General features: G+C 73.5%; 14 protein-coding genes. 8 read left to right on the top strand and 6 right to left on the bottom strand.

Going from position 1 to position 23,573, the window contains the following annotated elements; translation table 11 throughout:
• Window positions 1–6 precede the first annotated feature (6 nt).
• The 5 genes from ABZ862_RS34860 to ABZ862_RS34840 form a co-directional block, all read right to left on the bottom strand.
• Entirely contained in the window at window positions 7–837 is an 831-nt protein-coding gene (locus tag ABZ862_RS34860) for a polysaccharide deacetylase family protein (RefSeq protein ID WP_360967378.1), read from the bottom strand.
• Between the two features lie 212 nt (window positions 838–1,049).
• Window positions 1,050–1,607, bottom strand: a complete 558-nt coding sequence (locus ABZ862_RS34855; protein ID WP_360967375.1) for an ATP-binding protein — start codon at window positions 1,605–1,607, stop codon at window positions 1,050–1,052.
• A gap of 303 nt (window positions 1,608–1,910) precedes the next feature.
• Window positions 1,911–2,678: an enoyl-CoA hydratase-related protein gene (locus ABZ862_RS34850; RefSeq protein WP_360967372.1), complete on the bottom strand. Its 768-nt coding sequence runs from the start codon at window positions 2,676–2,678 to the stop codon at window positions 1,911–1,913.
• A 246-nt stretch (window positions 2,679–2,924) separates the two neighbouring features.
• The gene (locus ABZ862_RS34845; RefSeq protein ID WP_360967369.1) at window positions 2,925–4,184 is read right to left on the bottom strand and encodes an Ig-like domain-containing protein; all 1,260 of its coding nucleotides are present in this window, start codon (window positions 4,182–4,184) and stop codon (window positions 2,925–2,927) included.
• Window positions 4,185–4,430: 246 nt separating this feature from the next.
• On the bottom strand, window positions 4,431–5,639 hold the full coding sequence (locus tag ABZ862_RS34840; RefSeq protein ID WP_360967366.1) for an Ig-like domain-containing protein: 1,209 nt from the start codon (window positions 5,637–5,639) through the stop codon (window positions 4,431–4,433).
• A gap of 473 nt (window positions 5,640–6,112) precedes the next feature.
• On the opposite strand from ABZ862_RS34840, the gene glgX reads away from it, so the two are divergent.
• The 7 genes from glgX to ABZ862_RS34805 all read left to right on the top strand — a co-directional run bounded on the left by glgX (window position 6,113) and on the right by ABZ862_RS34805 (window position 19,051).
• Window positions 6,113–8,278, top strand: coding sequence for a glycogen debranching protein GlgX (gene glgX, locus ABZ862_RS34835; RefSeq protein WP_360967462.1), 2,166 nt, complete (start codon window positions 6,113–6,115; stop codon window positions 8,276–8,278).
• 319 nt (window positions 8,279–8,597) lie between these two features.
• Window positions 8,598–10,520, top strand: a complete 1,923-nt coding sequence (locus tag ABZ862_RS34830) for an ABC transporter ATP-binding protein (RefSeq protein WP_360967363.1) — start codon at window positions 8,598–8,600, stop codon at window positions 10,518–10,520.
• Entirely contained in the window at window positions 10,517–12,514 is a 1,998-nt protein-coding gene (locus tag ABZ862_RS34825) for an ABC transporter ATP-binding protein (protein WP_360967361.1), read from the top strand. Before ABZ862_RS34830 ends, ABZ862_RS34825 begins: the two co-directional genes overlap by 4 nt.
• Before the next feature lie 130 nt (window positions 12,515–12,644).
• Window positions 12,645–14,441 carry an ABC transporter ATP-binding protein gene (locus ABZ862_RS34820; protein WP_360967358.1) on the top strand — a complete coding sequence of 599 codons (1,797 nt, stop codon included), beginning with the start codon at window positions 12,645–12,647 and terminating at the stop codon, window positions 14,439–14,441.
• Window positions 14,438–16,198 carry an ABC transporter ATP-binding protein gene (locus ABZ862_RS34815; protein ID WP_360967355.1) on the top strand — a complete coding sequence of 587 codons (1,761 nt, stop codon included), beginning with the start codon at window positions 14,438–14,440 and terminating at the stop codon, window positions 16,196–16,198. Before ABZ862_RS34820 ends, ABZ862_RS34815 begins: the two co-directional genes overlap by 4 nt.
• A 603-nt stretch (window positions 16,199–16,801) precedes the next feature.
• Window positions 16,802–18,463 (top strand): M4 family metallopeptidase, encoded by a 1,662-nt coding sequence (locus tag ABZ862_RS34810; protein ID WP_360967352.1) that lies wholly within the window; start codon window positions 16,802–16,804, stop codon window positions 18,461–18,463.
• 72 nt (window positions 18,464–18,535) lie between these two features.
• Complete coding sequence (locus ABZ862_RS34805; RefSeq protein WP_360967349.1) at window positions 18,536–19,051, top strand: DUF1990 domain-containing protein; 516 nt, start codon at window positions 18,536–18,538, stop codon at window positions 19,049–19,051.
• Between the two features lie 53 nt (window positions 19,052–19,104).
• On the opposite strand, the gene ABZ862_RS34800 is transcribed toward ABZ862_RS34805, so the two are convergent.
• On the bottom strand, window positions 19,105–21,723 hold the full coding sequence (locus tag ABZ862_RS34800) for a glycosyltransferase family 1 protein (RefSeq protein WP_360967346.1): 2,619 nt from the start codon (window positions 21,721–21,723) through the stop codon (window positions 19,105–19,107).
• Between the two features lie 873 nt (window positions 21,724–22,596).
• On the opposite strand from ABZ862_RS34800, the gene ABZ862_RS34795 reads away from it, so the two are divergent.
• The coding region (locus tag ABZ862_RS34795; protein WP_360967343.1) for a maltotransferase domain-containing protein at window positions 22,597–23,573 on the top strand (977 nt) is incomplete at its 3' end.

Genomic DNA, 23,573 nt, shown 5'->3' with positions numbered 1-23,573 from the left:
GGTGCATCAGCTGAGCAGCTCCGTGGTGGTGACCGCGCGCAGTCCGCGGCGGTCGAGTTCGTCGAGGACGGCGGGGAGGGCGGCGACCGTGCCCGGGTAGCCGAAGTGCATGCTGACCACGGACCCGTTACGGATCGCGGAGAGCACGTTGCGGGTGACGGCGGCCGCGCCGGGCGAGGTGAAGTCGAGCGAGTCGACGTCGTACGACAACACGTGCGGATAGCCGGCCGCGCGGGCGAGCCGGGCCACGAGCGGGGAGGCGCGCGGGGCCCGGGAGGGGCGGAACCAGGTACCGATGGAGCCGGTCAGCCGGTGCAGGCGTGCCGCGCAGTCGGCGATCTCGGCGCGCGCCGCGGCCTCCGGCATGGCGTTGACGGCGAGGTGGCGCTGGGTGTGGTTGCCGAGGTCGTGGCCGCCGTCGAGGATGCGGCGGGCCATCTCCGGGTGCTGGTCCAGCCAGCCGCCGACGGCCAGCACGGTGAGGCGGGCGCCGCGTTTCTCGGCCTCGGTGAGCAGGGCGCGGGCGAGCGCGGGGTCGCCCTGGCCGTGGAAGGTGAGGGCGACCCGGGGGCGGTCGCGGGGGCCGTGGGTGAGCTGGGCGGGCCGGCCGGGATAGGCGCGGGGGGCGAGGGGCGCGGGGGTGTCCGCCGACGGCGCGGTGGAACCTGACGGGTCGCCGGGCTGCGGCGGGTCGGTGGATCCCGGCGTTCCGGGGGGTGCGGCGGGGGCCGCGGCCGGGCCGGGGGCGGAGCAGGCTGCGGCGAGGGCGCTTCCGGCTACCAGCCCGGCTCCGGTGCGTAGCGCTCCGCGGCGGTCGGTCGTGGTCACCCGCACCATTTAAGGGGCAGAGGGTAAGAAAACCGGCGATTCGGGTGGAGGCGTTCGGGGAGTCTTGCGGCGGGGATGTCCGGCGGGTTCTTCGCCCCGCCGCCCCTTTCCGTTCCCGCCCCCGCCGCCCCTTTCCGTTCCCGCCCCCGCCGCCCCCTCCTGCTCACGCCCCCGCCGGCCCTTCCCGTTCCCGCCACCGGGCCGGGGTCAGATGTGGCGTTTCAGCGGTCTGTTGTACGCATTTCGAACCATGTCGTCTTGCCCCGCGGAAGGAGGTCCACGCCCCAGCGGTCGGCCAGCCTGTCCACCAGGAACAGGCCCCGGCCGCTGATGTCGGTCTCCTGGACCGGCATCAGGCAGGGCAGTCCGCGGGACGGGTCGCGGACCTCGACGCGGATCCAGCCGCGGCGGTGCCGCATCCGCAGACCGAAGACGCGGGCACCCGTGTGCCGTACGGCGTTGCCGACGAGTTCGGAGACCAGTAACACGGCGTCCTCCGCCGTCCTCGGGGTGAGGCCCCACTGACGGAGGATCACCACCTGGGCGAGCCGCCGGGCGGTGGCCGCGGACTCGGGGCGGGACGGGAGGCGGACTTCCGACTCGGTGGGGTTGCCGAACAACTCAAGCGCTTCGAGCGCCCGTTCATCCTCCACCGCCGGCGACCAACGCGCCGCGGTCGCACGGCTGTGTCCCCGTGGCTGTTCCATGCCCTCCAGCCCCGCCATGCCCCCATCATGGCCGCCACCCGCATCCGGCGGGGGCGTTCCCGGGGAATACACCCACCCGAGGGGCCCCTGCGACGAAAGCCCCCTGGCATATGCCAGAGGACTGGAGTGGGGCCGTACCGCACGTCTGAACTGCGAGGAAAGGGCGACGCCGGGCGTGGGGCGGGCCGCCTCGACGAGAGGGGCTTAAGGGTTTCTTAAGGTTCCCATAAACCACCCCGTCGAGGGACCCGGATGAGACGTCGCGTCAATTGCAAGGGGTTCCGCGGGATTCCCAGGTCTCGCCCATGAACTTCACAGGGCCTGGTCACCGGCCGGGACACCGGGCTCCGACAACCGCCGGTTTTCAGAGGAGACTCAGAGGAACTTCGCCTTGCCCGGGCCCTCCTCGACGAAGCTGCGCATCCCGCGCTCGCGGTCCTCGGTGGCGAACAGGCCCGCGAACCAGTTCCGTTCGATCGCCAGACCCGTCTCGATGTCCGTCTCCAGTCCCGCGTCGACGGCCTCCTTGGCGGCCCGCAGCGCGAGCGCCGGGCCCTGGGCGAGTCGCGCGGCCCAGGCGTGCGCCTCGGTGTACACGTCGGCGGCGGGGACGACGCGGTCGACCAGGCCCAGCCGCAGCGCCTCGTCGGCCTTGACCATCCGGCCGGTGAAGATGAGGTCCTTGGCGCGGGAGGGGCCGATCAGCCGGGCCAGCCGCTGGGTGCCGCCCGCGCCGGGGATCAGCCCGAGCAGGATCTCCGGCTGGCCGAGCCGGGCGTCGTCCGCGGCGATGCGGTGATCGGCGCACAGGGCGAGTTCGCAGCCGCCGCCGAGCGCGTAGCCCGTGACGGCGGCGACGACCGGCTTGGGGATGCGGGCGACGGCGGTGAAGGAGTCCTGGAGGGCGCGGGCGCGCAGGACCATCGCGGTGTGGTCCATGGCCTGCATCTCCTTGATGTCCGCGCCCGCCGCGAACACCTTCTCGCCTCCGTAGATCACCACGGCGCGCACGTCCGCGCGGCGGGTGGCCTCCTCGGCGAGTTCCCTGAGCCGGTCCTGGGTGGCCACGTCGAGCGCGTTCATGGGCGGGCGGTCGAGACGCAGCGTGCCGACGCCCTCGGCGACTTCGAGATTCACGGTCATGCAGGCAGGTTAACGGCGGCTAACGGGGTGGGGCCGGTGCGGTGGGTCACACGCGGGGCGGGGGCGCGGGCGCGGGCGTCGCGGGCGCCAGGGACAGGGCGCGGGGCGGCGGGGGTTGAATCGCGCGGGCGCCGGGGGCGTGGGGTCAGTGAGCCGGGCGCCGGGGTCCGGGTTCCGTACGCCGGGCGGGCCCGGCACCGAGATGGTCTCGGTGCCGGGCCCGCCCGGTCTGCCGTCATCCGCGTGCTAGGCGGTCCACTTCGCCCAGGACATGTTCCAGCCGTTGTAGCCGTTGGCCGGGTCGACCGTGCGGTCGTTCGAGTTCTTGACGACCACCACGTCGCCGACCATGGAGTGGTCGAAGAACCAGCCCGCCGGCAGCGAGCGGTCGCCGCCGCCGCGGATGTCGCGGAGGCCGACGCAGCCGTGGCTGGCGTTGTAGTTGCCGAACGCGCCGCCGCCCCAGTAGTTGCCGTGGATGAAGGTGCCGGAGTCGGTCAGGCGCATGGCGTCGGGCACGTCCTTGATGTCGTACTCGCCGCCGTAGCCGACCGTTTCGCCGTTCATACGGGTCACCCGGAGCTTCTCGCTGATGACCATCTGGCCGTTCCAGGTGTCGTAACCGGGCTTGCCGGTGGTGACGGCCAGCTTCTTGACGACCTTTCCGTCGTGCATGACCTTCATGGTGAGCTTCTTGGCGTCGACCACGGAGACCTGGTTGCGTCCGATGGTGAAGGAGACCGTCTTGGTCTGCTTGCCGTAGACGCCGGGGCGGCCCTCGACGCCGTCGAGGTTGAGCTTGACGGTGACCTTGGTGCCGGACTTCCAGTACTGCTCGGGACGGAAGTCGAGACGGTCGTTGCCGAACCAGTGGCCCCGGACGTCGACGGCGGGCTCGGTCTTGATGCTGATGGCCTTCTCGACGTCCGCCGGGTGCGTGATGCCCCGGGTGAAGCGGACGGAGAACGGCATCCCGACGCCGACGGTGGAGCCGTCCTCGGGGGTGAAGTAGCCGACGAACGTGTTCTGCGGCGTGAGGGTGGTGAAGCTGCTGTCCTCGGCGGACTCACGGCCCGCGGAGTCCTTGGCGGTCGCGTGGACCGTGTACTTGGTGGACGCGGCCAGATGGGTGGCCGGCGTCCAGGTGGTGCCGCCGCCGGTTATCTTCCCGTCGACCGCCTTGCCCTTGGCGTCCTTGACCTGGACGTCCGTCAGCCTGCCCTTGGCCGCGCTGACCTTGAGGGCGCCGCTGGTGTCGACCGACTTGGCGCCGTCCTTGGGCGCGACGGTGACGACGGCCTCGGACTGCTTGCTCTGCTGCGTGTCCGCGTTCTTGCCCTGGGCGTCACCCGCGCCGGCGGACCCGGTGCCGGACCCTCCGCCGCCGCACGCGGTGACGGCCAGCAGGAGGGCGCCGGTCATCAGCGCCAGGTGCCCCCTCTTCGTGCCCCGCCGCCGGCCGCGGCGCGCGTCAACCGACGCCCCCGATATCGGTCGCACGTTCAACTCTGCTCCCCTCCACGGGGCCGGTCCGGCCCCACCCCTGCGCGCTCCCACGCACGCCATGGCGGCATATTAACTGCCTGGTTTTGGGTGGAGGGCTGGCCGAATGTCACCGTTCAGCAGCAACTTCCGGCCCTTTACGGCGCCGCCCGGCCCGGACCCGGCACACAGCCGGACCGCGGCCGGGCGCACCGCCGGTCCGTGACCGGGCCGCCCGTACAGCTGTGTCATGCCCGTGTCATGCACGTCTCACGCCCGGTCGGCCGCCCCGCCCGCCTTCCACTCCGTCCATCCCATGTTCCACCCTCCGAGGCCGTTTCCGGGAGCGACCGTCCTGTCGTCGCTGTTGACCACTTCGATCACGTCACCGATCAGGCTGCGGTCGAAGAACCAGCCCGCCGGGGTGTCCGGTCCGCCGCCCTTCACATCCCGCAGTCCCACACAGCCGTGGCTGACGTTCTCGTGCCCGAAGGCCTCCGGCGCCCAGTAGTTGCCGTGCAGGAAGGTCCCGGAATCGGTCAGCCGCATGGCGTGCGGGACGTCCTTGATGTCGTAGGCGCGGCCGAATCCGACCGTGCGGCCGTCCATCCGGGTCACCCGCTCCTTCTCCATCACCACCATCTTCCCGTTGTAGGTGGCGGTCTTCGGCGCGCCCGCCGTGATGGGCAGGGTGTCCAGGAGCACGCCGTCACGCCGTACCTCCATGGTGTGGTCGGCCGCGTCGACCAGGGCGGTCTGGCTGCGGCCGACGGTGAAGGAGTACGTCCGTTCCTGCAGGCCGTAGACGCCCGGCGCGCCCTCGATCCCGTTGAACCGGAGCGCGACGGTGACACGGGTGCCGGGCCGCCAGTAGTGCCGGGGACGGAAGTCGAGGCGGTCGGTGCCGAACCAGTGGGGACGGATCTCGACGGCGGGCCGGGCGGTGACGCGTACGGCGCGCTCGACGACGGCACGCTCGCGGATCTCCCGGCTGAACGCCAGCGAGACGATCATGCCGGTGCCGACGGTCGTACGGTCGCCGGGCAGGACGTCGGCGACGAAGCGCCGGGCGGGGACGTAGGTCGTGAAGGCGGTGTGCCGGGCCCAGTGACGGCCCTGGGCGTCCAGGGCCGCCGCCTCGACGGTGTAGCGGGCCGCGAACGCGAGGCGGGGGTCGTCGGGCTCCCAGGTCAGCGCGTCGGCGGACAGGTGCCCGGGGACGGGGGTGCGCCGGCCGCCCTGGTCCCTGACCACCCGTACGGACTCGAGGCGGCCGTCCGCCACCCGCACCCGCAGCGCCGAGCCGGAGCGGACCGCGCGGCTGCCGTCCGCCGGGGCGACCCGGATGACGTCCGCCGCGGTGGGCGCCCGGCCGAACAGCCCGCCGAGCCCGGTCCCGACCGGGCCGGGGGCGGTACAGCCGGTGACCACGGCCAGCAGCACGGCCCAGGCCGGCAGCGCGACGCGGGTCAGCCGCACACCGCGGGCCGGCGGTACGGCCCGGGTAGGTCGCGCGACGCGGACCGGCGGGACGGCCGGTGCGGCGGCCGGCGGCGTGACCGGTGGGACGGCCGGTGGGGTGACCGGTGGGGTGGAGGGAGACCGGGGGGTCTCCGACAGTACGGTTGACGGTAGGGGCGACCATACGGTTGACGGCGCGGTCAGCGCGGCCCTCGCGCGCCGTGCGCGCCCTTGTGCATACCTCATGGCACCACAACGACCGGCCCCGCGCTGGGGAAACGTGAGTGCGGCGCAAGCTCTGGGCAGAACAGTGGGAGAACGACGCGGCAGGAGCCAGGGCAGGGACGCCGCATGCTGCTTTTTCCGACGCCGTTCCGTGAGCCGCAGGAGGCCAGGAAGTGACGAGCGCAGCTGACGCAGCCGAGACGTGGGCCGTGGTGCGGGGCCGCACCGCGGAGGAGGCGCGCCCGTCCGCCGCGGGACGCGGGGAGGTGCCCCGCCCCACGCCGCCCGGGGTACCGGTACGGCCGGGCACGCCGACCCCGCTGGGCGCCCGCTTCCGGGTCGGCCCGGACGGTGTCGCCGGCACCAACTTCGCGCTCTGGGCGGGCGGCGCGGAGGCCGTCCGGCTGTGCCTGTTCGACGAACGGGACCGGGAGACCCGGGTACCGCTGACCGAGCTGACCCATGAGATCTGGCACGGCTTCGTCCCCGGTGTGATGCCGGGCCAGCGCTACGGCTACCGGGTGGACGGCCGCTGGGACCCGTGGACCGGCGCCCGCTGGAATCCGGCGAAGCTGCTGCTGGACCCGTACGCCCGCGCGGTGGACGGCGAGTTCGCGCTGCCGCCGGAGGTGTACGGGCACGTCCGGGACTGGCCGGAGCAGCGGGTCGCGGACACCGTGCGCGACGACCGGGACTCGGCGCCGTACGTCCCCAAGGGCGTCGTCGTGGACGACGACGACGACTGGCAGGACGACCGCCGTCCCAAGACCCCCTGGGCCGACTCCGTCATCTACGAGCTGCACGTGCGCGGCTTCACCCGGCGCCACCCCGGCATCCCCGAGGAGCTGCGCGGCACCTACGCCGGACTCGCCCACCCCGCCGCGATCGAGCACCTGGTGAGGCTGGGCGTGACGGCCGTCGAGCTGCTGCCGGTGCACCAGTTCGCGCACGAGGACCATCTGCTGCGCCGCGGCCTGCAAAACCACTGGGGCTACAACTCCATCGGCTACTTCGCCCCGCACGCCGCCTACGCCGCCTCCGGTACGACGGGGCAGCAGGTCGGCGAGTTCAAGCGGATGGTGCGCGCACTGCACGCGGCCGGGATCGAGGTCATCCTCGACGTGGTCTACAACCACACCGCCGAGGCGGGCGAACTCGGTCCCACCCTGTCGATGAAGGGCATCGACAACCGCGGCTACTACCGTCTCCAGGACGACGCCCGCCGCTACGCCGACTACACCGGCTGCGGCAACACCCTGCACGTGGTCCAGCCGCAGGTGCTGCGGCTCATCACCGACTCGCTGCGCTACTGGGTCACCGAGATGGGCGTCGACGGCTTCCGCTTCGATCTCGCCGCCGCGCTCGCCCGCTCCATGCACGACGTGGACATGCTCTCCCCGTTCCTCGCGGTCATCGCCCAGGACCCGGTGCTGCGCCGGGTCAAGCTGATCGCGGAGCCGTGGGACGTGGGGTCGGGCGGGTACCAGGTGGGCGCGTTCCCGCCGCTGTGGACCGAGTGGAACGACCGTTACCGGGGTGCCGTACGGGACTTCTGGCGCGGCGCGCTGCCGGACGTCCGCGACCTCGGCTACCGCCTCTCCGGCTCCAGCGACCTGTACGCCTGGGGCGGGCGCCGGCCGTACGCCTCGGTCAACTTCGTCACCGCGCACGACGGCTTCACCCTGCGCGACCTGGTGACGTACGACCACAAGCACAACGAGGCCAACGGCGAGGGCAACCGCGACGGCTCCGACGACAACCGGTCCTGGAACTGCGGCGCGGAGGGCGAGACCGACGACGCCGGTGTCCGCGCCCTGCGCCGCCGCCAGCTGCGCAACCTGCTGACCACCCTGCTGCTGTCCACCGGCGTGCCGATGCTGGTCGCCGGCGACGAGATGGGCCGCACCCAGGGCGGCAACAACAACGCGTACTGCCAGGACAACGACGTCAGCTGGCTCGACTGGAGCCTGCGCGAGGACCCCGGCTGCGCGGCCCTGCTCGACCTCACCGCCCGGCTGATCGAGCTGCGTCACCGCCATCCGGTGCTGCGCCGCCGGGCGTTCTTCTCCGGGCGGGCGCACTCGGCGGACGGGCTGCGGGACCTGGCCTGGTTCACCGCCCGGGGTGCGGAGATGACGGAGGGCGACTGGTACGCGCCTGCGGCGACGCTCGGCATGTACCTCTCGGGACGGGACATCCCGGGGCGGGACGAGCGGGGCGACGAGATCCTCGACGACAGTTTCCTGGCGGTGCTGCATGCCGGGGCGGACGACACGGGGTTCACCCTTCCGGCCTCGCCGTGGGCGGAGCGGTACGAGGTGGTCGTGGACACCTCGCGGGAGGACCAGACGGAGTCTCCTCGGGTCGTCCATCCGGCGGGGACGACGATCACGGTGCCGGGGAGGTCCGTGCTCTTCCTCCGGGCGGTGTGAGGCCGGGCCACGGTTCCCGCCCCCGCCGCCCCTTCCCGTCCCGTCCCTGGGGGCTGCGCCCCCGGACCCCCCTTTCGGCCCTGGACGGGCCTCGTCCTCAAACGCCGGACGGGCTGAAAGTCAGCCCCTCCTGGGGGTACCCCCTCTGGGGGAGATTGAGGAGCGGGGGTACGGGGGCAGCGCCCCCGTGACGGGACGGGAAGGGGCGGCGGGGGCGGGAGGAGCAGGGCTGGTCACCGGGGTCGTAGGACCGGCGGCCGATCCGGGTCCGGCCAAAACTCGGTGGGCGGCACCGTCACCGATCCGTAGGCTCGCTGTGATGCCCACGACACCTGCCACCGCCGTAGAACCGCCCCCGCAACGATCAGCCGTCCGCACCCTGCTCCGCCTCTGGCCCTACGTGAGACCCGTCCGCGCCCGCGTGTTCACCGCCGCCGGCGTCGCGATCGTCGCCTCCTGCCTCGGCCTGGTCATCCCCCTGGTCCTCAAGTGGATGGTGGACGGCCCGGTGGCCCACCGCGACCCCGGCGGGGTGTGGCTCGGCGCGCTGTGTCTGCTCCTCCTCGGCATCGCGGAGGCGCTGCTGTTCGGGACGCGCCGCTGGCTCGTCGCGCGCCCGCTGTCGCACGTCGAGGCGGAGATGCGGGCGGCTCTCTACCGGCATCTGCAACGGCTCCCGGTGGCGTTCCACGACCGCTGGCCCTCGGGCCAGTTGCTGTCCCGGGCCACGACCGATCTGATGCTGCTGCGTATGTTCCTCGCCTTCCCGCTGACGTTCCTGCTGGTCAACGGCGTGACGATCCTGGTCGGCGTGGTGATCATGCTGATGCAGGACTGGGCACTCGGGCTGGTGATCCTCGGCCCCGGCGTGCCCGTCGTGGTGCTGTGCGTGCTCTTCGAGAAGCGGTACTCGGACATGGCGCGGCTGGCGCAGGACCAGGTGGGCGATCTGACAACGGTCGTCGAGGAGAGCGTGCTGGGCATCCGCGTCATCAAGGGTTTCGGACGGCACCGCAGCCAGGCGCACGCCTTCCGTGAGCTGTCGGGCACGCTGCGCGGCACGGAGCTGCGCAAGGCGCGGCTGCTGGCGGCGCTCTGGGCGGTGATCATGATCCTGCCCGAGGTGGCCATCGGGGCGGCGCTGGTCCTGGGGAGCGTACGGGTCGCCCACGGCGAGCTGTCCGCGGGCACGCTGGTCGCCTTCCTGTCGACGGCGCTGACGCTGCGCTGGCCGGTGGAGTCGATGGGCTTCCTGCTGGCACTCAGCCAGGAGGCCGCGACGGCCACGGAACGGTACTTCGAGGTGATGGACGCTGCACCGGAGGACGAGGAAGGCGAAGGCGAAGGGGAGAGCCGGCGGGCGGACGCGCGGCCCGCGGAGGTCTTCGGGACCGGTGGTCTGCGCTTCCACGGCGTGCGGTTCCGCTACCCCGACGCCCCGCCCGGCACCCCGCCCGTCCTGGACGGCGTCGAGCTGCACATCGCCCCCGGGGAGTCCATGGCGCTGGTGGGCGCGACCGGCAGCGGCAAGACGACGCTGACGGCGCTGATCCCCCGGCTGCACGAGGTGACGTCCGGCCGGATCACCCTGGACGGCGCCGACATCACCGGTATGACGAGAGCGGAGCTCCGCGCCCTGGTCTCCGTGGCCTTCGAGGAGCCCACCCTGTTCTCGGCGAGCGTCGGGGAGAACGTCCTGATGGGGGCGGGGGACGAGGCGGGCGACACCGAGCTGGCGCGGGCGCTGGACGTGGCGCAGGCCGGCTTCGCGCATACGCTGCCCGAGGGCACCGGGACCCAGGTCGGCGAGCAGGGCCTCAGCCTGTCGGGCGGTCAGCGGCAGCGTCTCGCGCTGGCGCGGGCGGTGGTCGGGCGGCCCCGGTTCCTGGTCCTGGACGACCCGCTGTCCGCCCTGGACGTGCACACGGAGGCGGCCGTGGAGGCCGCGCTGCGCCAGGTGCTCGCGGACACCACGGCCCTGATCGTGGCCCACCGCCCCTCCACGGTGCTGCTGGCCGACCGGGTCGCGCTGCTGTCGGGCGGGCGGATCACCGCCGTCGGCACCCATCACGAACTGCTGCGCACCCACCCGGAGTACGCCCACCTGATGTCCGGCGCGGACCACCGGGCCCCCACGGACGAGCCCGAGCCCGACCCCGAGACCGAGCCCGCCCCTGAGCCCGACCCCGAGCCCGAGCCCGCGGACATCACCGAGGACGACCCACAGGAGGTCCGCCGATGACGGCGCCCGCCACGTCCCTCTCTGGTCGTGACCCGGCCGACGGTCCGGAGGACCCGAGCGGGCCGGAACGCCCGGACGAGCCGGAGGGCACGCCCGGCCCGAGCCGGGCGGACCGAGCGGACCGGGCGGACCGGGCGGACCGGGCGGACCGGGCGGACCGGGCGGACCGGGCGGACCGGGCGGACCGGGCGGACGGGGCGGAGGATCCGTTCGACCAGGACGTCCTGCCCACCCCGCCCGGTGCCACCGGCACACTGCTGCGCTCCCTGCTGCGCCCGTGGCGGGCCCGGGTCGCGGTGTCCGTCGTCCTGCTGCTGCTCCAGCAGGCCGCCTCGCAGCTGGGCCCGCTGCTGGTGGCGTACGCCATCGACACCGCCGTACCGGCGCTGCGCGGACACGACGACCGGGGCCCGCTGATCGCGGTGGGCGCCGGGTATCTGCTGTGCGCGCTGGCCTCCGGGATGTTCCAGCACGCGTTCATCCGGACGTCGGCGCGGGTCAGCCAGGACGTGCTGCTGGATCTGCGCGGCCGGATCTTCCGGCACGCGCAGGCGCTCAGTGTCGACTTCCACGAGCGCTACACCTCGGGCCGGCTGATCTCCCGGTCGACCACGGACGTGGAGTCGCTGCGCGAGCTGCTCGGCGACGGGCTCCAGGAACTGGTCGTGGTGGCACTGTCCTTCGTCTCCATCTCGGCGCTGCTGCTGTGGCTCGACCCGGGGCTCGGCGCGGTCGCGGTGGCGTCGTTCGGGCCGCTGTATCTGCTGGTACGGCGCTACCGGCGGCGCGCGGGCGAGGTGTTCACCGCGCGGTCCACGGCGATCGCGCGGGTCATCGTGAAGTTCGTCGAGACGATGAACGGCATCCGCCCGGTGCGGGCCTTCCGCCGCGAGTCCGCCAACGACGCGGACTTCCGGGGGCTCAACCAGGTCCTCGAACGCACCAACGGCGACGCGCTGCTGGAGATGGCGCACTACGTGGTGGCGTCGCGGATCGTGGCCAACACGACGGTCGCGCTGGCCGTGCTGTGGGGCGCCTACCGGGTGGCGGACGGCTCGCTGGAGCTGGGGGTGCTGGCGGCGGCGGTGCTGTACCTGCGGCGGCTGTACGACCCCATCGACCGGATGGCGATGTTCCTCAACTCCTACCAGTCGGCGGCGGCCTCGCTGGAGAAGATCGCGGGGCTGCTGGCGCAGACCCCGTCCGTGCCGGAACCGGAGACGCCCCGGGCGCTCCCCGCGCCCGTCTCCGGACTGCCCGGCCGCGAGGTCGTGTTCGACGGGGTGCGGTTCGCCTACCGCACCGGCGGCGAGGTGCTGCCCCGCTTCGACCTGACGCTGCCCGCGGGGCAGACGGTCGCGGTGGTCGGCACGACCGGCGCGGGCAAGTCGACGCTGGTGAAGCTGCTGGCCCGCTTCTACGACCCCACCGAGGGCCGCGTGCTGCTCGACGGGGTGGACCTGCGCGACCTGCCGGGGCCCGAACTGCGGCGCGGGGTGGTGATGGTGACGCAGGAGGCCTTCCTGTTCTCCGGGACCGTCGCCGAGAACATCGCCATCGGCCGCCCGGACGCGAGCCGTTCGGAGATCGAGGCGGCGGCGAAGGCGATCGGCGCCCACGAGTTCATCGTCACGCTGCCCGACGGCTACGACACCGACGTCCGCAAGCGGGGCGGCCGCATCTCCGCCGGACAGCGCCAACTGGTCGCCTTCGCGAGGGCGTTGCTGGCCGACCCGGCGGTGCTGATCCTCGACGAGGCGACCAGTTCGCTGGACGTGCCCGGGGAGCGGGCCGTGCAGCACGCGATGGCGACGGTGCTGCGGGGCCGTACGGCGGTGGTGATCGCACACCGGCTGTCCACCGTGGAGATCGCCGACCGGGTGCTGGTGATGGAGCACGGCCGGATCGTGGAGGACGGCGAACCCGCCGGACTCATCGCCGGCACGGGCCGCTTCTCCGCCCTGCACCGGGCCTGGCGGGACAGCCTGGCCTGACCGCCCGCGGGCACGGTGAGCCCACCCGGGCACGGGCGCGGGCGCGGGCTCCCGCACGGGCCCGGCACGGCCCTGGCCACCTGGAGAGCATGTCCGTCCTGCACGACCATGGAAGAAGAGGGACGACGGGTTGATCGACGCGTACGAGGATCCCGGGACGCCCGAGCGGCGGGGCGGGTGGTGGTACCTGTGGTGGCTGGTGCGGTGCCAGCCGTGGCGGTCGGTGGCCGGGGCGGTGCTGTCCGCGGTGTGGATGGTGCTGATGGCCGCGGCGCCGTATCTGCTGGCCAGGGCGGTGGACGACGGGCTCGCACCGGGTGATCCATGGGCGCTCGCCGGGTGGACGGGCGCCCTGCTGGTCACCGGGGCGTTCAACTCGTGGGTGAGCATCATGCGGCACCGCACGATGACGCGGGTCCGGATGGACGGCAACTTCCGCACCGTGAAGGTGGTCGTCGGGCAGGCGGTGCGGCTGGGGGCCGCGCTGCCGCGCCGGGTGGGGGCCGGGGAGGTCGTCACCGTCGGCGTGAGCGATGTGAAGACCATCAGCCAGGCGCTGACCATCGCCGGTCCCGGCGCCGGGGCGCTCGTCGTGTACCTCGTCGTCGCCGGGCTGCTGCTGTCGATGTCGCCGCTGCTGGCGGGTGTGGTGCTGCTGGGGCTGCCGGTGCTCGCCGTGCTGGCGGGGCCGTTGCTGGGGCGGTTGCAGGACGCGGAGGGCGAGTACCGGGAGCGGCAGAGCGTGCTCACCGCGCGGATCGGGGACCTCGCGGGCGGGCTGCGCGTCCTCAACGGGCTGGGCGGCAAGGGGCTGTTCGCGGACGCGTTCCGGAAGGACTCGCGGCGGCTGCGGGAGCAGGGGTACCGGGTCGGCTCGGTGGCCAGCTGGATCCAGGCGCTCGGCATGGGGCTGCCCACGGTGTTCCTGGCCGTGGTGACGTGGCTGGCGGCCCGGCTCGCCGCCCAGGGTGCCATCACGGTGGGCGAGTTGGTGGCGGTGTACGGGTATGTCGCGGTCCTGGTGGGGCCGGTGGCGTTCCTCGTCGAGATGGGCTACGACCTCAACCGCGGGGTGGTGGCCGCCCGCCGGGTGGTGCGGCTGCTGCGGCTCGAGCCCGAACCGGACCACGGCGGGGCCGTGGCGCCCACCGCGCCGGCCGGGCTGCACGACCCGGAGTCGGGCGTACGGGTGGTGCCCGGGACGCTGACGGCCCTGGTGAGCGCCCGGCCCGGCGACGCCGCCGGGGTCGTCGACCGGCTCGGCCGGTACGCGCCGTCCGACGTCACCTGGGGCGGGGTACGCCTCGACGCGGTCGCGTTACGGGAGGTGCGGGAGCGGATCCTGGTCGCGGACAACGAGGCCGACCTGTTCGCCGGAACGCTGCGCGAGACGGTGCACGGGCGCCGGGAGCGGGACGCGGGAGCGGTGGCGCGGGCGGTACGGGCGGCGGCGGCCGACGACATCGTGCAGGGGCTGCCGGACGGGCTCGGCTCGGCCGTGTCGGCGCAGGGCCGCAGTCTGTCGGGCGGCCAGCGGCAGCGGGTGCGGCTGGTGCGGGCGCTGCTCGCCGATCCGGAGGTGCTGCTCGCCGTGGAGCCGACCTCGGCGCTCGACGCGCACACCGAGGCCACGGTGGCCGCGCGGCTGCGCGACGCCCGGGAGGGCCGTACGACGGTCGTCACCACCACCTCCCCGCTGGTCCTCGACCACGCGGACACCGTGTACCTCCTGGTCGACGGCAAGGCCGCGGCGTCCGGCCGGCACCGTGAGCTGCTGGCGGCCGAGCCCGCGTACCGGGCGCTGGTCGCCCGGGACACCGACGACGACGAGGCGCGCGCGGGGACCACGGGAACGGGGACTTCGGGGACGGCGGCAGGGACGGCAGGGACGGCAGGGACGGCGGAAGTGTCGGAGGTGTCCGGGTGAGGACGACGGCGGGGCGGCTGCCCGTCGCGGGGCGGGCCGAGGTACGGCGGGCGGCGGTGCGGCTGGTGCGCGCCGAGGGACGGGCCTTCGCCGCCGTCCTGGCGCTGAACGTCCTGGCCGCGGCGGCCGGGACCGCCGGGCCGTGGCTGCTCGGACGGATCGTCGACGCGGTGCGCGCCGGGCAGGGCACCGGCGCGGTGGACCGGCTGGCGCCGGTGATCCTGGGGTGTGCGGCGGCGCAGCTGCTGCTGGCGCGCTGGGCCCGGGACCGGGGCTACCGGCTCGGTGAGCGGACCCTGGCCCGGGTGCGGGAGGAGTTCGTCGACCGGGCGCTCGCGCTGCCCGCGTCGGCGGTGGAGCGGGCCGGGACCGGTGACCTCACCACGCGCGGCACCGAGGACGTGGCGGCCGTCGGCTCCACGCTGCGGGACGTCGGGCCCGAGCTGCTGGTGAACGCCGTGCAGGCGCTGCTGGTCCTGGTGGCGGTGTTCACCGTCGACCCGCTGCTGGGCGCCGTGGGGGTGCTGGCGCTGACGCCGGTGTGGCTGGCGCTGCGCTGGTATCTGCGCCGGGCACGGGACGGCTATCTCGCCGAGGGCGCGGCCACCTCCGAGGTCGCGGAGGTCCTCGCGGCGACGGCCGCCGGGGCGCGCACGGTGGAGGCGCTCCGGCTCCGGGAGCGGCGTACCGCGGCGAGCCGGGACGCTCTGGAGGAGTCGAAGCGGACACGCTTCCACACCCTGCGGCTGCGTACCGTGTTCTTCCCGGTCGTCGAGGCGTCGTACGCACTGCCGGTGGCGGGCGTGCTGCTGGCCGGGGGCGCGCTGCACGCGCACGGGAGGATGAGCCTGGGCGCGGTGGTGGCGGCGGCGCTGTATCTGCGGCAGTTCGCCGAGCCGCTCGACCAGGTCCTGATGCATGTCGAGCAACTCCAGAGCAGCAGTGCCTCGTTCGCCCGTGTGGAGGGCCTGGCGGCGGCCCCGCGGACCGGTCCGGGACCTCTGTCGCCGGTGCCGGAGGGCGACCGCATCGATGTGACGGGGGCGCGGTACGCCTACGAGCGCGGCGGCGAGGTGCTGCGCGGGGTGGATCTGACGGTGCGGCCCGGGGAACGGCTCGCGGTGGTGGGGCCGTCCGGGGCCGGGAAGTCCACGCTGAGCAGGCTGCTGGCGGGCGTGGACGCGCCGACCGGCGGCACGGTGACCGTGGGCGGGGTGCCGGTCGCGGGTCTGGCTCCGGAGCTGCTGCGGCGGCAGGTGGTGCTGGTGACGCAGGAGCACCATGTCTTCCTGGGCACGGTCCGCGACAACCTGCTGATCGCGGAACCCGGTGCCTTTGACACGGAGTTGTGGGACGCGCTGGCCGCGGTCGGGGCGGCGGGCTGGGTACGCGGTCTGCCGGACGGGCTCGACACGGTGCTGGGCGGGCGGGGTCGGCGTCCGGACGGCTCGCAGGCCCAGCAACTGGCGCTGGCACGCGTGGTGCTGGCCGACCCGCACACCCTGATCCTGGACGAGGCCACGGCGTTGCTCGACCCGGCGACCGCGCGGCACACCGAGCGCGCCCTGGCCGCCGTGCTGGAGGGACGCACCGTCATCGCCATCGCGCACCGGCTGCACACGGCGCACGACGCCGACCGGGTGGCGGTCATGGAGGACGGCCTGATCACCGAACTCGGCACGCACGACGAGCTGGTGGCGGCGGGCGGGGCGTACGCGGCACTGTGGCACACCTGGCACGGAGACCCGGCGGTGTAGCCGGTACCGGCAGGGAGCCGGTGAAGCCGGTCCGGGCGGTGGAGCCGGTGCAGCCGGTGTGGTCGAAGGGGCTGGGACCCCCGGGCGGGGGCCGGTATCAGGGTGGCCGCCGGGGGCGAGAACGCGCCAAGCAGGGGGTCGATGGCGGTGGGTGCCGGGTGTCTTGACAGAGGCCGCCGACGGACTGCGCGCCGCGGGCCGCCGGGGTCGCGGGGCGGCGGGACGGCTTCGGGCGCGGGTGCGGTGCGGAGGCCCGGGAGGTCCGTGCCACGGGTGAAGTCCGCAGGTGAACAGGTGAGTCGGGAGAACGGGTGCTGGCGGCACACGACGCCCGCGCCGACCGGACGTCCGCGTGCCGAGGCCCGGGGGCAGCGCGCCCCGGAAGGCCCCTGCGGGACCGTCGCGCACCACCGCGGCCGATCTGTTCACAGCGGCGAAACATTCACCTTCCGGTGCCCTTTCAGCCAACATCACGACAGGGTCCTGACATGTACGCGCCCCGGGTGTCACTCTCTCTCCACGCCGCAAGCAGTACAGCAACTTCACAGCTACACCCGGCCGGTACCCCACGCCGACCGGGCTCCCCCACGAGAAGGAGCTTGCGTGAGCCCCCTCTACGCGCGTCACAAGCGCACCACCCTGGCCGTCGCCACCGCCGTCGCCGCCGGAGCCCTCCTCACCACCGGCCTCGCCACCAACGCCTCGGCCCAGACCCCGGCCGCGGTCTCCGGCAAGGCCGCCCCGCTCGCCGCGGCACCGGTCCGGCTGTCCGAGGCAGCCCGCACCACCCTGATACAGAAGGCCCAGGCCGGTGCCGTGCGGACCGCGCGGCACATAGGCCTCGGCGCCCAGGAGAAGCTGATCGTCAAGGACGTCGTGAAGGACGCCGACGGCACCGTGCACACCCGCTACGAGCGCACCTACGCCGGACTGCCGGTGCTCGGCGGCGACCTGGTCGTGCACACCGCCGCGTCGGGCGCCACCGAGGGCGTCACCAGGGCGACGAAGGCGGCCGTCAAGGTCGCCTCGCTCAAGCCGCAGCTCACCGCCGCCAAGGCCGAGAAGCAGGCGCTCACCGCCGCCAGATCGCTCGGCTCGGCGAAGACGTCGGCCGACGGCGCCCGCAAGGTGATCTGGGCCGGCGGCGGCACGCCCGTCCTCGCCTACGAGACCGTCGTCGGCGGCTTCCAGGACGACGGCACCCCGAACCAGCTGCACGTCGTCACCGACGCGGCCACCGGCAAGCAGCTCTACACGTACCAGGGCATCGAGACCGGCACCGGCAAGACCCTCTACTCGGGCACGGTCACCCTCAACACCACGCTGTCGGGCTCGACGTACCAGCTGAACGACAGCACGCGCGGCGGCCACAAGGTCTACAACAAGGCCCACAGCAGCAGCACCGCGCAGGGCACCCTGTTCACCGACGCCGACGACGTGTGGGGCACCGGCGCCGCCTCCAGCTCCACCACCGACCAGACGGCCGCCGCCGACGCCGCCTACGGCGCCCAGCTCACCTGGGACTTCTACAAGAACACCTTCAGCCGCAACGGCATCCAGAACAACGGCGTCGCCGCCTACTCCCGCGTCCACTACGGCAACGCGTACGTCAACGCGTTCTGGGACGACAGCTGCTTCTGCATGACCTACGGCGACGGTTCGGGCAACACCCACCCGCTCACCGCGATCGACGTGGCCGGCCACGAGATGAGCCACGGTGTCACCGCCGCCACCGCCGGGCTCAACTACAGCGGCGAGTCCGGCGGTCTGAACGAGGCCACCTCGGACATCTTCGGCACCGGCGTGGAGTTCTACGCGGCCAACTCCTCGGACGTGGGCGACTACCTCATCGGCGAGAAGATCAACATCAACGGCGACGGCACCCCGCTGCGCTACATGGACCAGCCCAGCAAGGACGGCGCCTCCGCCAACTACTGGTCCTCGTCGGTCGGCAACCTCGACGTGCACTACTCGTCGGGTGTCGCCAACCACTTCTTCTACCTGCTCTCCGAGGGCAGCGGCTCGAAGACGATCAACGGCGTGACCTACAACTCGCCGACGTCCAACGGCTCCACGGTCACCGGCATCGGCCGCGCCAAGGCGCTGCAGATCTGGTACAAGGCGCTGACGACGTACTTCACGTCGACCACCAACTACAAGTCGGCCCGCACCGGCACCCTCAGCGCCGCCACCGCGCTGTACGGCTCCGGCAGCGCCGAGTACAACGCGGTCGCCGCGGCCTGGTCCGCGGTCAACGTGACCTGATCGGACGGCAGTCGGGAAACGGCGGCACCCGGGGGCGCGAGCACCCCGGGTGCCGCCCTACTCTTGGGTCCCATGTCTTCGCAGGACTTCACGTACGAGGCAGTGGGCGCGACACGCGAGAGCCCTGACACGTACCCGCCCGGATTCCGTCCGCTCCATCTGCGCACCCGGGTGGGAGAGGGCGAACAGGCCTTCCGCCGTGCCTCCGAGGCGCTGCTCACCTGGGAGATGCACCGGGGCAGCGGCGTCGGCGTGGAGACCGCCGCGGAACGGGCCGCGCCGGGCGTGGAGGTCACGGTCACCATCGCCGGGGTGATCAGGGCGCCGTGCCGGGTCGTGTGGACGGTGCAGGAGCACCGGCGGACGGGCTGGGCCTACGGCACCCTGCCCGGTCACCCGGAGTGCGGCGAGGAGGCGTTCGTCGTGTCCCGCACCGGGGACGGGACGGTGTGGCTCACCGTGAACGCGTTCAGCCGTCCGGCCCGGTGGTACTCACGGGCGGGCGGACCGGCCACCCGGGGGCTCCAGCAGGCGTACGTACGGCGGTGCGGGACCGTGCTGCGCAGACTGTGCGCGCAGTTCGAGTGAGTGTCCGGGGGGCGGCAGCCCCCCGGACACCCTGAGCCCCTGAGCCCCTCCGGTCAGCGCATCAGCACCCCCGCCGCGGCCGACAGTTCCTCGGAGGGGACCGCGACCAGGCCCATCTCCGCGCCCGAGGCCAGCAGCCGGTGGGCGGGCAGGATACGGACCGTGTAGCCGTACGGGCCCGTGCGGTCCAGGGAGAGCGGGCCCTCGTAGTACCAGCGGCCCTCGGCGTCCTGGGCACCCGCCGGTTTCAGGGGCACCGTGACCGCGTCCGCGATGCTGTCGTCGGGGTCGACCCGGCCGGAGACCGCCTGGACCTCGACGTCTTCCGGGCCGAGCGCGCCCAGGCCGACCCGGACCCGCAGGCCGAGCGTCGTGCCGAGCTCCGCGGTGGCCGCGGTGGCCGTCGTCTCGACGTGGTCGACGGTGACCTCCGGCCAGGCCGCCCGCACCTTGCCCTTCCAGGCGGCGAGTTCACGCGCCGAGCCGGTGTCCATGACGCGGTGGGCACGGGCGGCGGGAGCGTACAGGCGCTCCACGTACTCGCGGACCATACGGCCCGCGAGCACCTTCGGGCCGAGCAGCGTGAGGGTCTGGCGGACCATCTCGATCCAGCGGTCGGGCAGTCCGCTCTGCCCGCGCTCGTAGAAGCGCGGCGCGACCCGCTGCTCCAGCAGGTCGTAGAGCGCGGCGGCCTCTATGTCGTCGCGCCGGTCCGGGTCGGTGCCCGCACCGTCCGCGGTGGGGATGGCCCAGCCGAAGTCGGTCTGGAACCATTCGTCCCACCAGCCGTCCAGGACGGACAGGTTGAGGCAGCCGTTGAGCGCGGCCTTCATCCCGCTGGTGCCGCACGCCTCCAGCGGGCGCAGCGGGTTGTTGAGCCAGACGTCGCAGCCCGGGTAGAGCTTCTGCGCCATCGCCATGCCGTAGTCCGGCAGGAACACGATCCGGTGGCGTACCCGGGGGTCGTCGGTGAACCGGACCAGTTCCTGCACCAGCCGCTTGCCGCCGTCGTCCGCCGGGTGCGCCTTGCCGGCCACCACGATCTGCACGGGGCGCTCCGGGTGGAGCAGGAGGTCCGTCAGCCGGTCGCGGTCGCGCAGCATCAGGGTGAGGCGCTTGTACGACGGGACGCGCCGGGCGAAGCCGATGGTGAGCACGTCGGGATCCATGACGCCGTCGATCCACCCCAGCTCGGCGGTGCCCGCGCCGCGCTGCCGCCAGGAGGCGCGCAGCCGCTCGCGGACCTCCGTGACGAGCTGTTCGCGCAGCTCGCGCCGCAGCTCCCAGATGTCCAGGTCGGGGATCTCGGCGACCGAGTCCCAGCGGTCCGAGGCGCCCACGCTGAGCGCGTCCTCGGTGCGCTGGGCGCCGATCTGCCGGGCGCCGAGCCGGAACACCTCCGGGGCCACCCAGGTCGGGGCGTGCACGCCGTTGGTGACGGAGGTGATCGGCACCTCCGCCGCGTCGAATCCCGGCCACAGGCCCGCGAACATCTCCCGGCTGACCTGGCCGTGCAGCAGGGAGACGCCGTTGGCGCGCTGACCGAGGCGCAGACCCATCACGGCCATGTTGAACAGATGGTCCTGGCCGCCCGGGTAGGTCTCCCTGCCGAGCCGGAGGATCCGTTCGGCGTCGATACCGGGCAGTTCGGCCTCCGGGCCGAAGTGGCGCGCGACCAGCTCACGGTCGAAGCGGTCGATGCCGGCCGGGACGGGGGTGTGCGTCGTGAACACCGTGCCGGCCCGCACCGCCTCCAGGGCGGCGTCGAAGTCCAGCCCCTCGTCGCACAGCTCGGCGATCCGCTCGAGGCCGAGGAAACCGGCGTGGCCCTCGTTGGTGTGGAACACCTCGGGCCGGGCGTGTCCGGTCAGCCGGCAGTAGGCCCGGACCGCGCGCACGCCTCCTATGCCGAGCAGCATCTCCTGCAACAGCCGGTGCTCGCTGCCGCCGCCGTAGAGGCGGTCGGTGACACCGCGTTCACCGGGGTCGTTCTCCTCGACGTCGGAGTCCAGCATCAGCAGCGGGACCCGGCCGACCTGGGCGATCCAGATACGGGCGAGCAGTCTGCGGCGGCCGGGCAGGCCCAGGGAGACGTGCGCGGGGCTGCCGTCGTCCTCCGTGAGCAGGGAGACGGGCAGCTCGTTGGGATCCAGCACCGGGTACTGCTCCTGCTGCCAGCCGTCCCGGGACAGGGACTGCCGGAAATAGCCGTGCCGGTAGAGCAGTCCCACGCCGATCAGTGGGACACCGAGGTCGCTGGCCGCCTTCAGATGGTCGCCGGCGAGGATGCCGAGACCTCCGGAGTACTGGGGCAGGGCGGCGGTGACACCGAACTCGGGGGAGAAATAAGCCACGGCGGCCGGGAGATCGCCGGACTGCGCCTGGTACCAGCGCCGGCCGGTCACATAGTCGTCGAGGTCGTCCGCGGCGGCCGTCAGCCGGCGCAGGAAACGGCGGTCCTCGGCCAGCTCGGCCAGGCGCGCGGGGCGTACCCCGCCGAGGAGCCGCACCGGGTCGCCGCCGCAGGCGGCCCACAGCTCGGGATCGACGGACTGGAAAAGGTCTCGGGTCTCGGCATGCCAGGACCAGCGCAGATTGCGCGCCAGCTCGCTGAGCGGCCGGAGGGGTTCGGGGAGAACGGGACGGACGGTGAACCGACGGATCGCCTTCACATTCCACCTCGGGCGGGGCGTGCGTAGGAGGACGCACGGCGGTGTGCGTCCCGTCATCACCCCAGACGTTATATGTGCGGGGTGCTCTCCAACCATGGTGCCTCCGAGCGGCGCATGATGTGATCCGCACCCTTCCGCCCGCGCGTCGCGGCGTCCGCCACCGGGACGCGCCCGGCTCCCGGGGCCCTCACGGCAGCCCTCGGCAGCCGCCGGGAGCCCCTGGGAGCTTCCGGGAGCCGTCGGGTGCGCCCGGGAGCTCGTGGCGTGTCGGGCTCCCGGCGGTCCCCGGCCGGGTTGGCCGGTTCCGCCCCCTCAGGCGTCCTTGTGGCGCCCCGCCCCGCACGAGAGGCTGCCCGGGTGGCGTTCTCCGCCGGGCGCCGGGCGCCGCCGGGCGCGCACGCACCTCACCGCAAAAATGTGCGCACCGGCGTGTCGCGGCTGCCGCGGGGCACCTGAGGAGGGGCCGAGGAGAGGAAACCGGGCATGGCACCCACGCATACGCGGCGCCGGCATCACGTCCGTGACGAACGTGAGCCACACTGGGAAGGCGGCCTGGTCCGGTGTGTCCCGGGCGTCACCGCACGCCGCGGACACCGTGTCCGGCGTGCGGCCGGAGGCGGAAGCCGGGTCTCCGGGGAAACGGCTGCACGTTCCGCGGTCGTAGTGGCAGAGTTCCGGGCAACGGCCCCGTTGCCACCCGACGGGGCCGGAATTGTGTGTAGACATACACGGGAGTAGTTAACAAAGTTCCGGATTGCCCATCCGAACAGGGTGGGAAGGCTCCTCCGGTACGCCTCCCAGGTGTGCCAGGGGAACCACACTCCTCCACCATCCATCCGCCCACACCCCTCGTTGACGCGGACAGGAGCGGTCATGCCCGCCACGCACCACTCGTCAGCCCCCTCGACCAGTTCGGCATCACCCCCGACCAGCGACCCGACCAGCGACCCGACCGACGGCACGACCGGCGCACCCGCCGACGGCACGACCGGTGAGACGACCGGCGAGACGACGAAGGACAGGTCCGGCAAGACGTCCGGCACGACGTCCGGCAAGTCGTCCGGCGGCAGGACGGGCAAGAGGCCGAGCGCCAAAGCCGGCGCCAAGTCCGGTGCCAAGCCGGGCGCCAAGTCCGGTGCCAGGTCCGCCACCAAGTCGGGCGGCCGGTCCGATCGCGCCACCGCCACCGGCGGCGCCCCCGGGACCTCCCTCCCGGACGCCCCGGACGCCCCGGACGCCCCCGGCACTCCCGTCGCCACCGCCGTCGGCCGCATACCGGTGCTGGATGTCGAACCGGTCGTCCAGCACGGCCGCAGGCCCGCCAAGGCGGTGACCGGCGAGACGTTCCAGGTCTCGGCCACCGTCTTCCGCGAGGGCCATGACGCGGTGGCCGCGAACGCCGTGCTCACCGGTCCGGACGGATGCCCGGGTCCGTGGACGCCGATGCGGGAGCTGGCTCCCGGCACCGACCGCTGGGGCGCCGACGTCACCCCGGACCGGACCGGCCGGTGGACGTTCCACGTCGAGGCGTGGAGCGACCCGGTCACCACCTGGCGCCACCACGCCCGGATCAAGGTCCCGGCCGGGATCGACACGGAGCTCGTCCTGGAGGAGGGCGCGCGGCTGCTCGAGCGGGCGGCCGAAGGCGTCCCCGCGCCGGAGGGACAGGAAGGCCCGGAAGCGCAGGAAGGCCCGGAGGGGCGGGAGGCCGTGCTGGCCGCCGTGGCGGGTCTGCGCGACGGGAGCCAGCCGGCCGCGACGCGTCTCGCGGCGGCGCTGACGCCGGAGGTGGACGCGGTGCTGGCGCGGTATCCGCTGCGGGAGCTGGTGACGGCCTCGGAGCCGCTGCC

Source organism: Streptomyces sp. NPDC047000 (assembly GCF_040644295.1).
Taxonomy (GTDB): Bacteria; Actinomycetota; Actinomycetes; order Streptomycetales; family Streptomycetaceae; genus Streptomyces.
The sequence above is the reverse complement of the archived record's forward strand: the minus strand, read 5'-3'. Positions and strand labels throughout refer to the sequence as shown.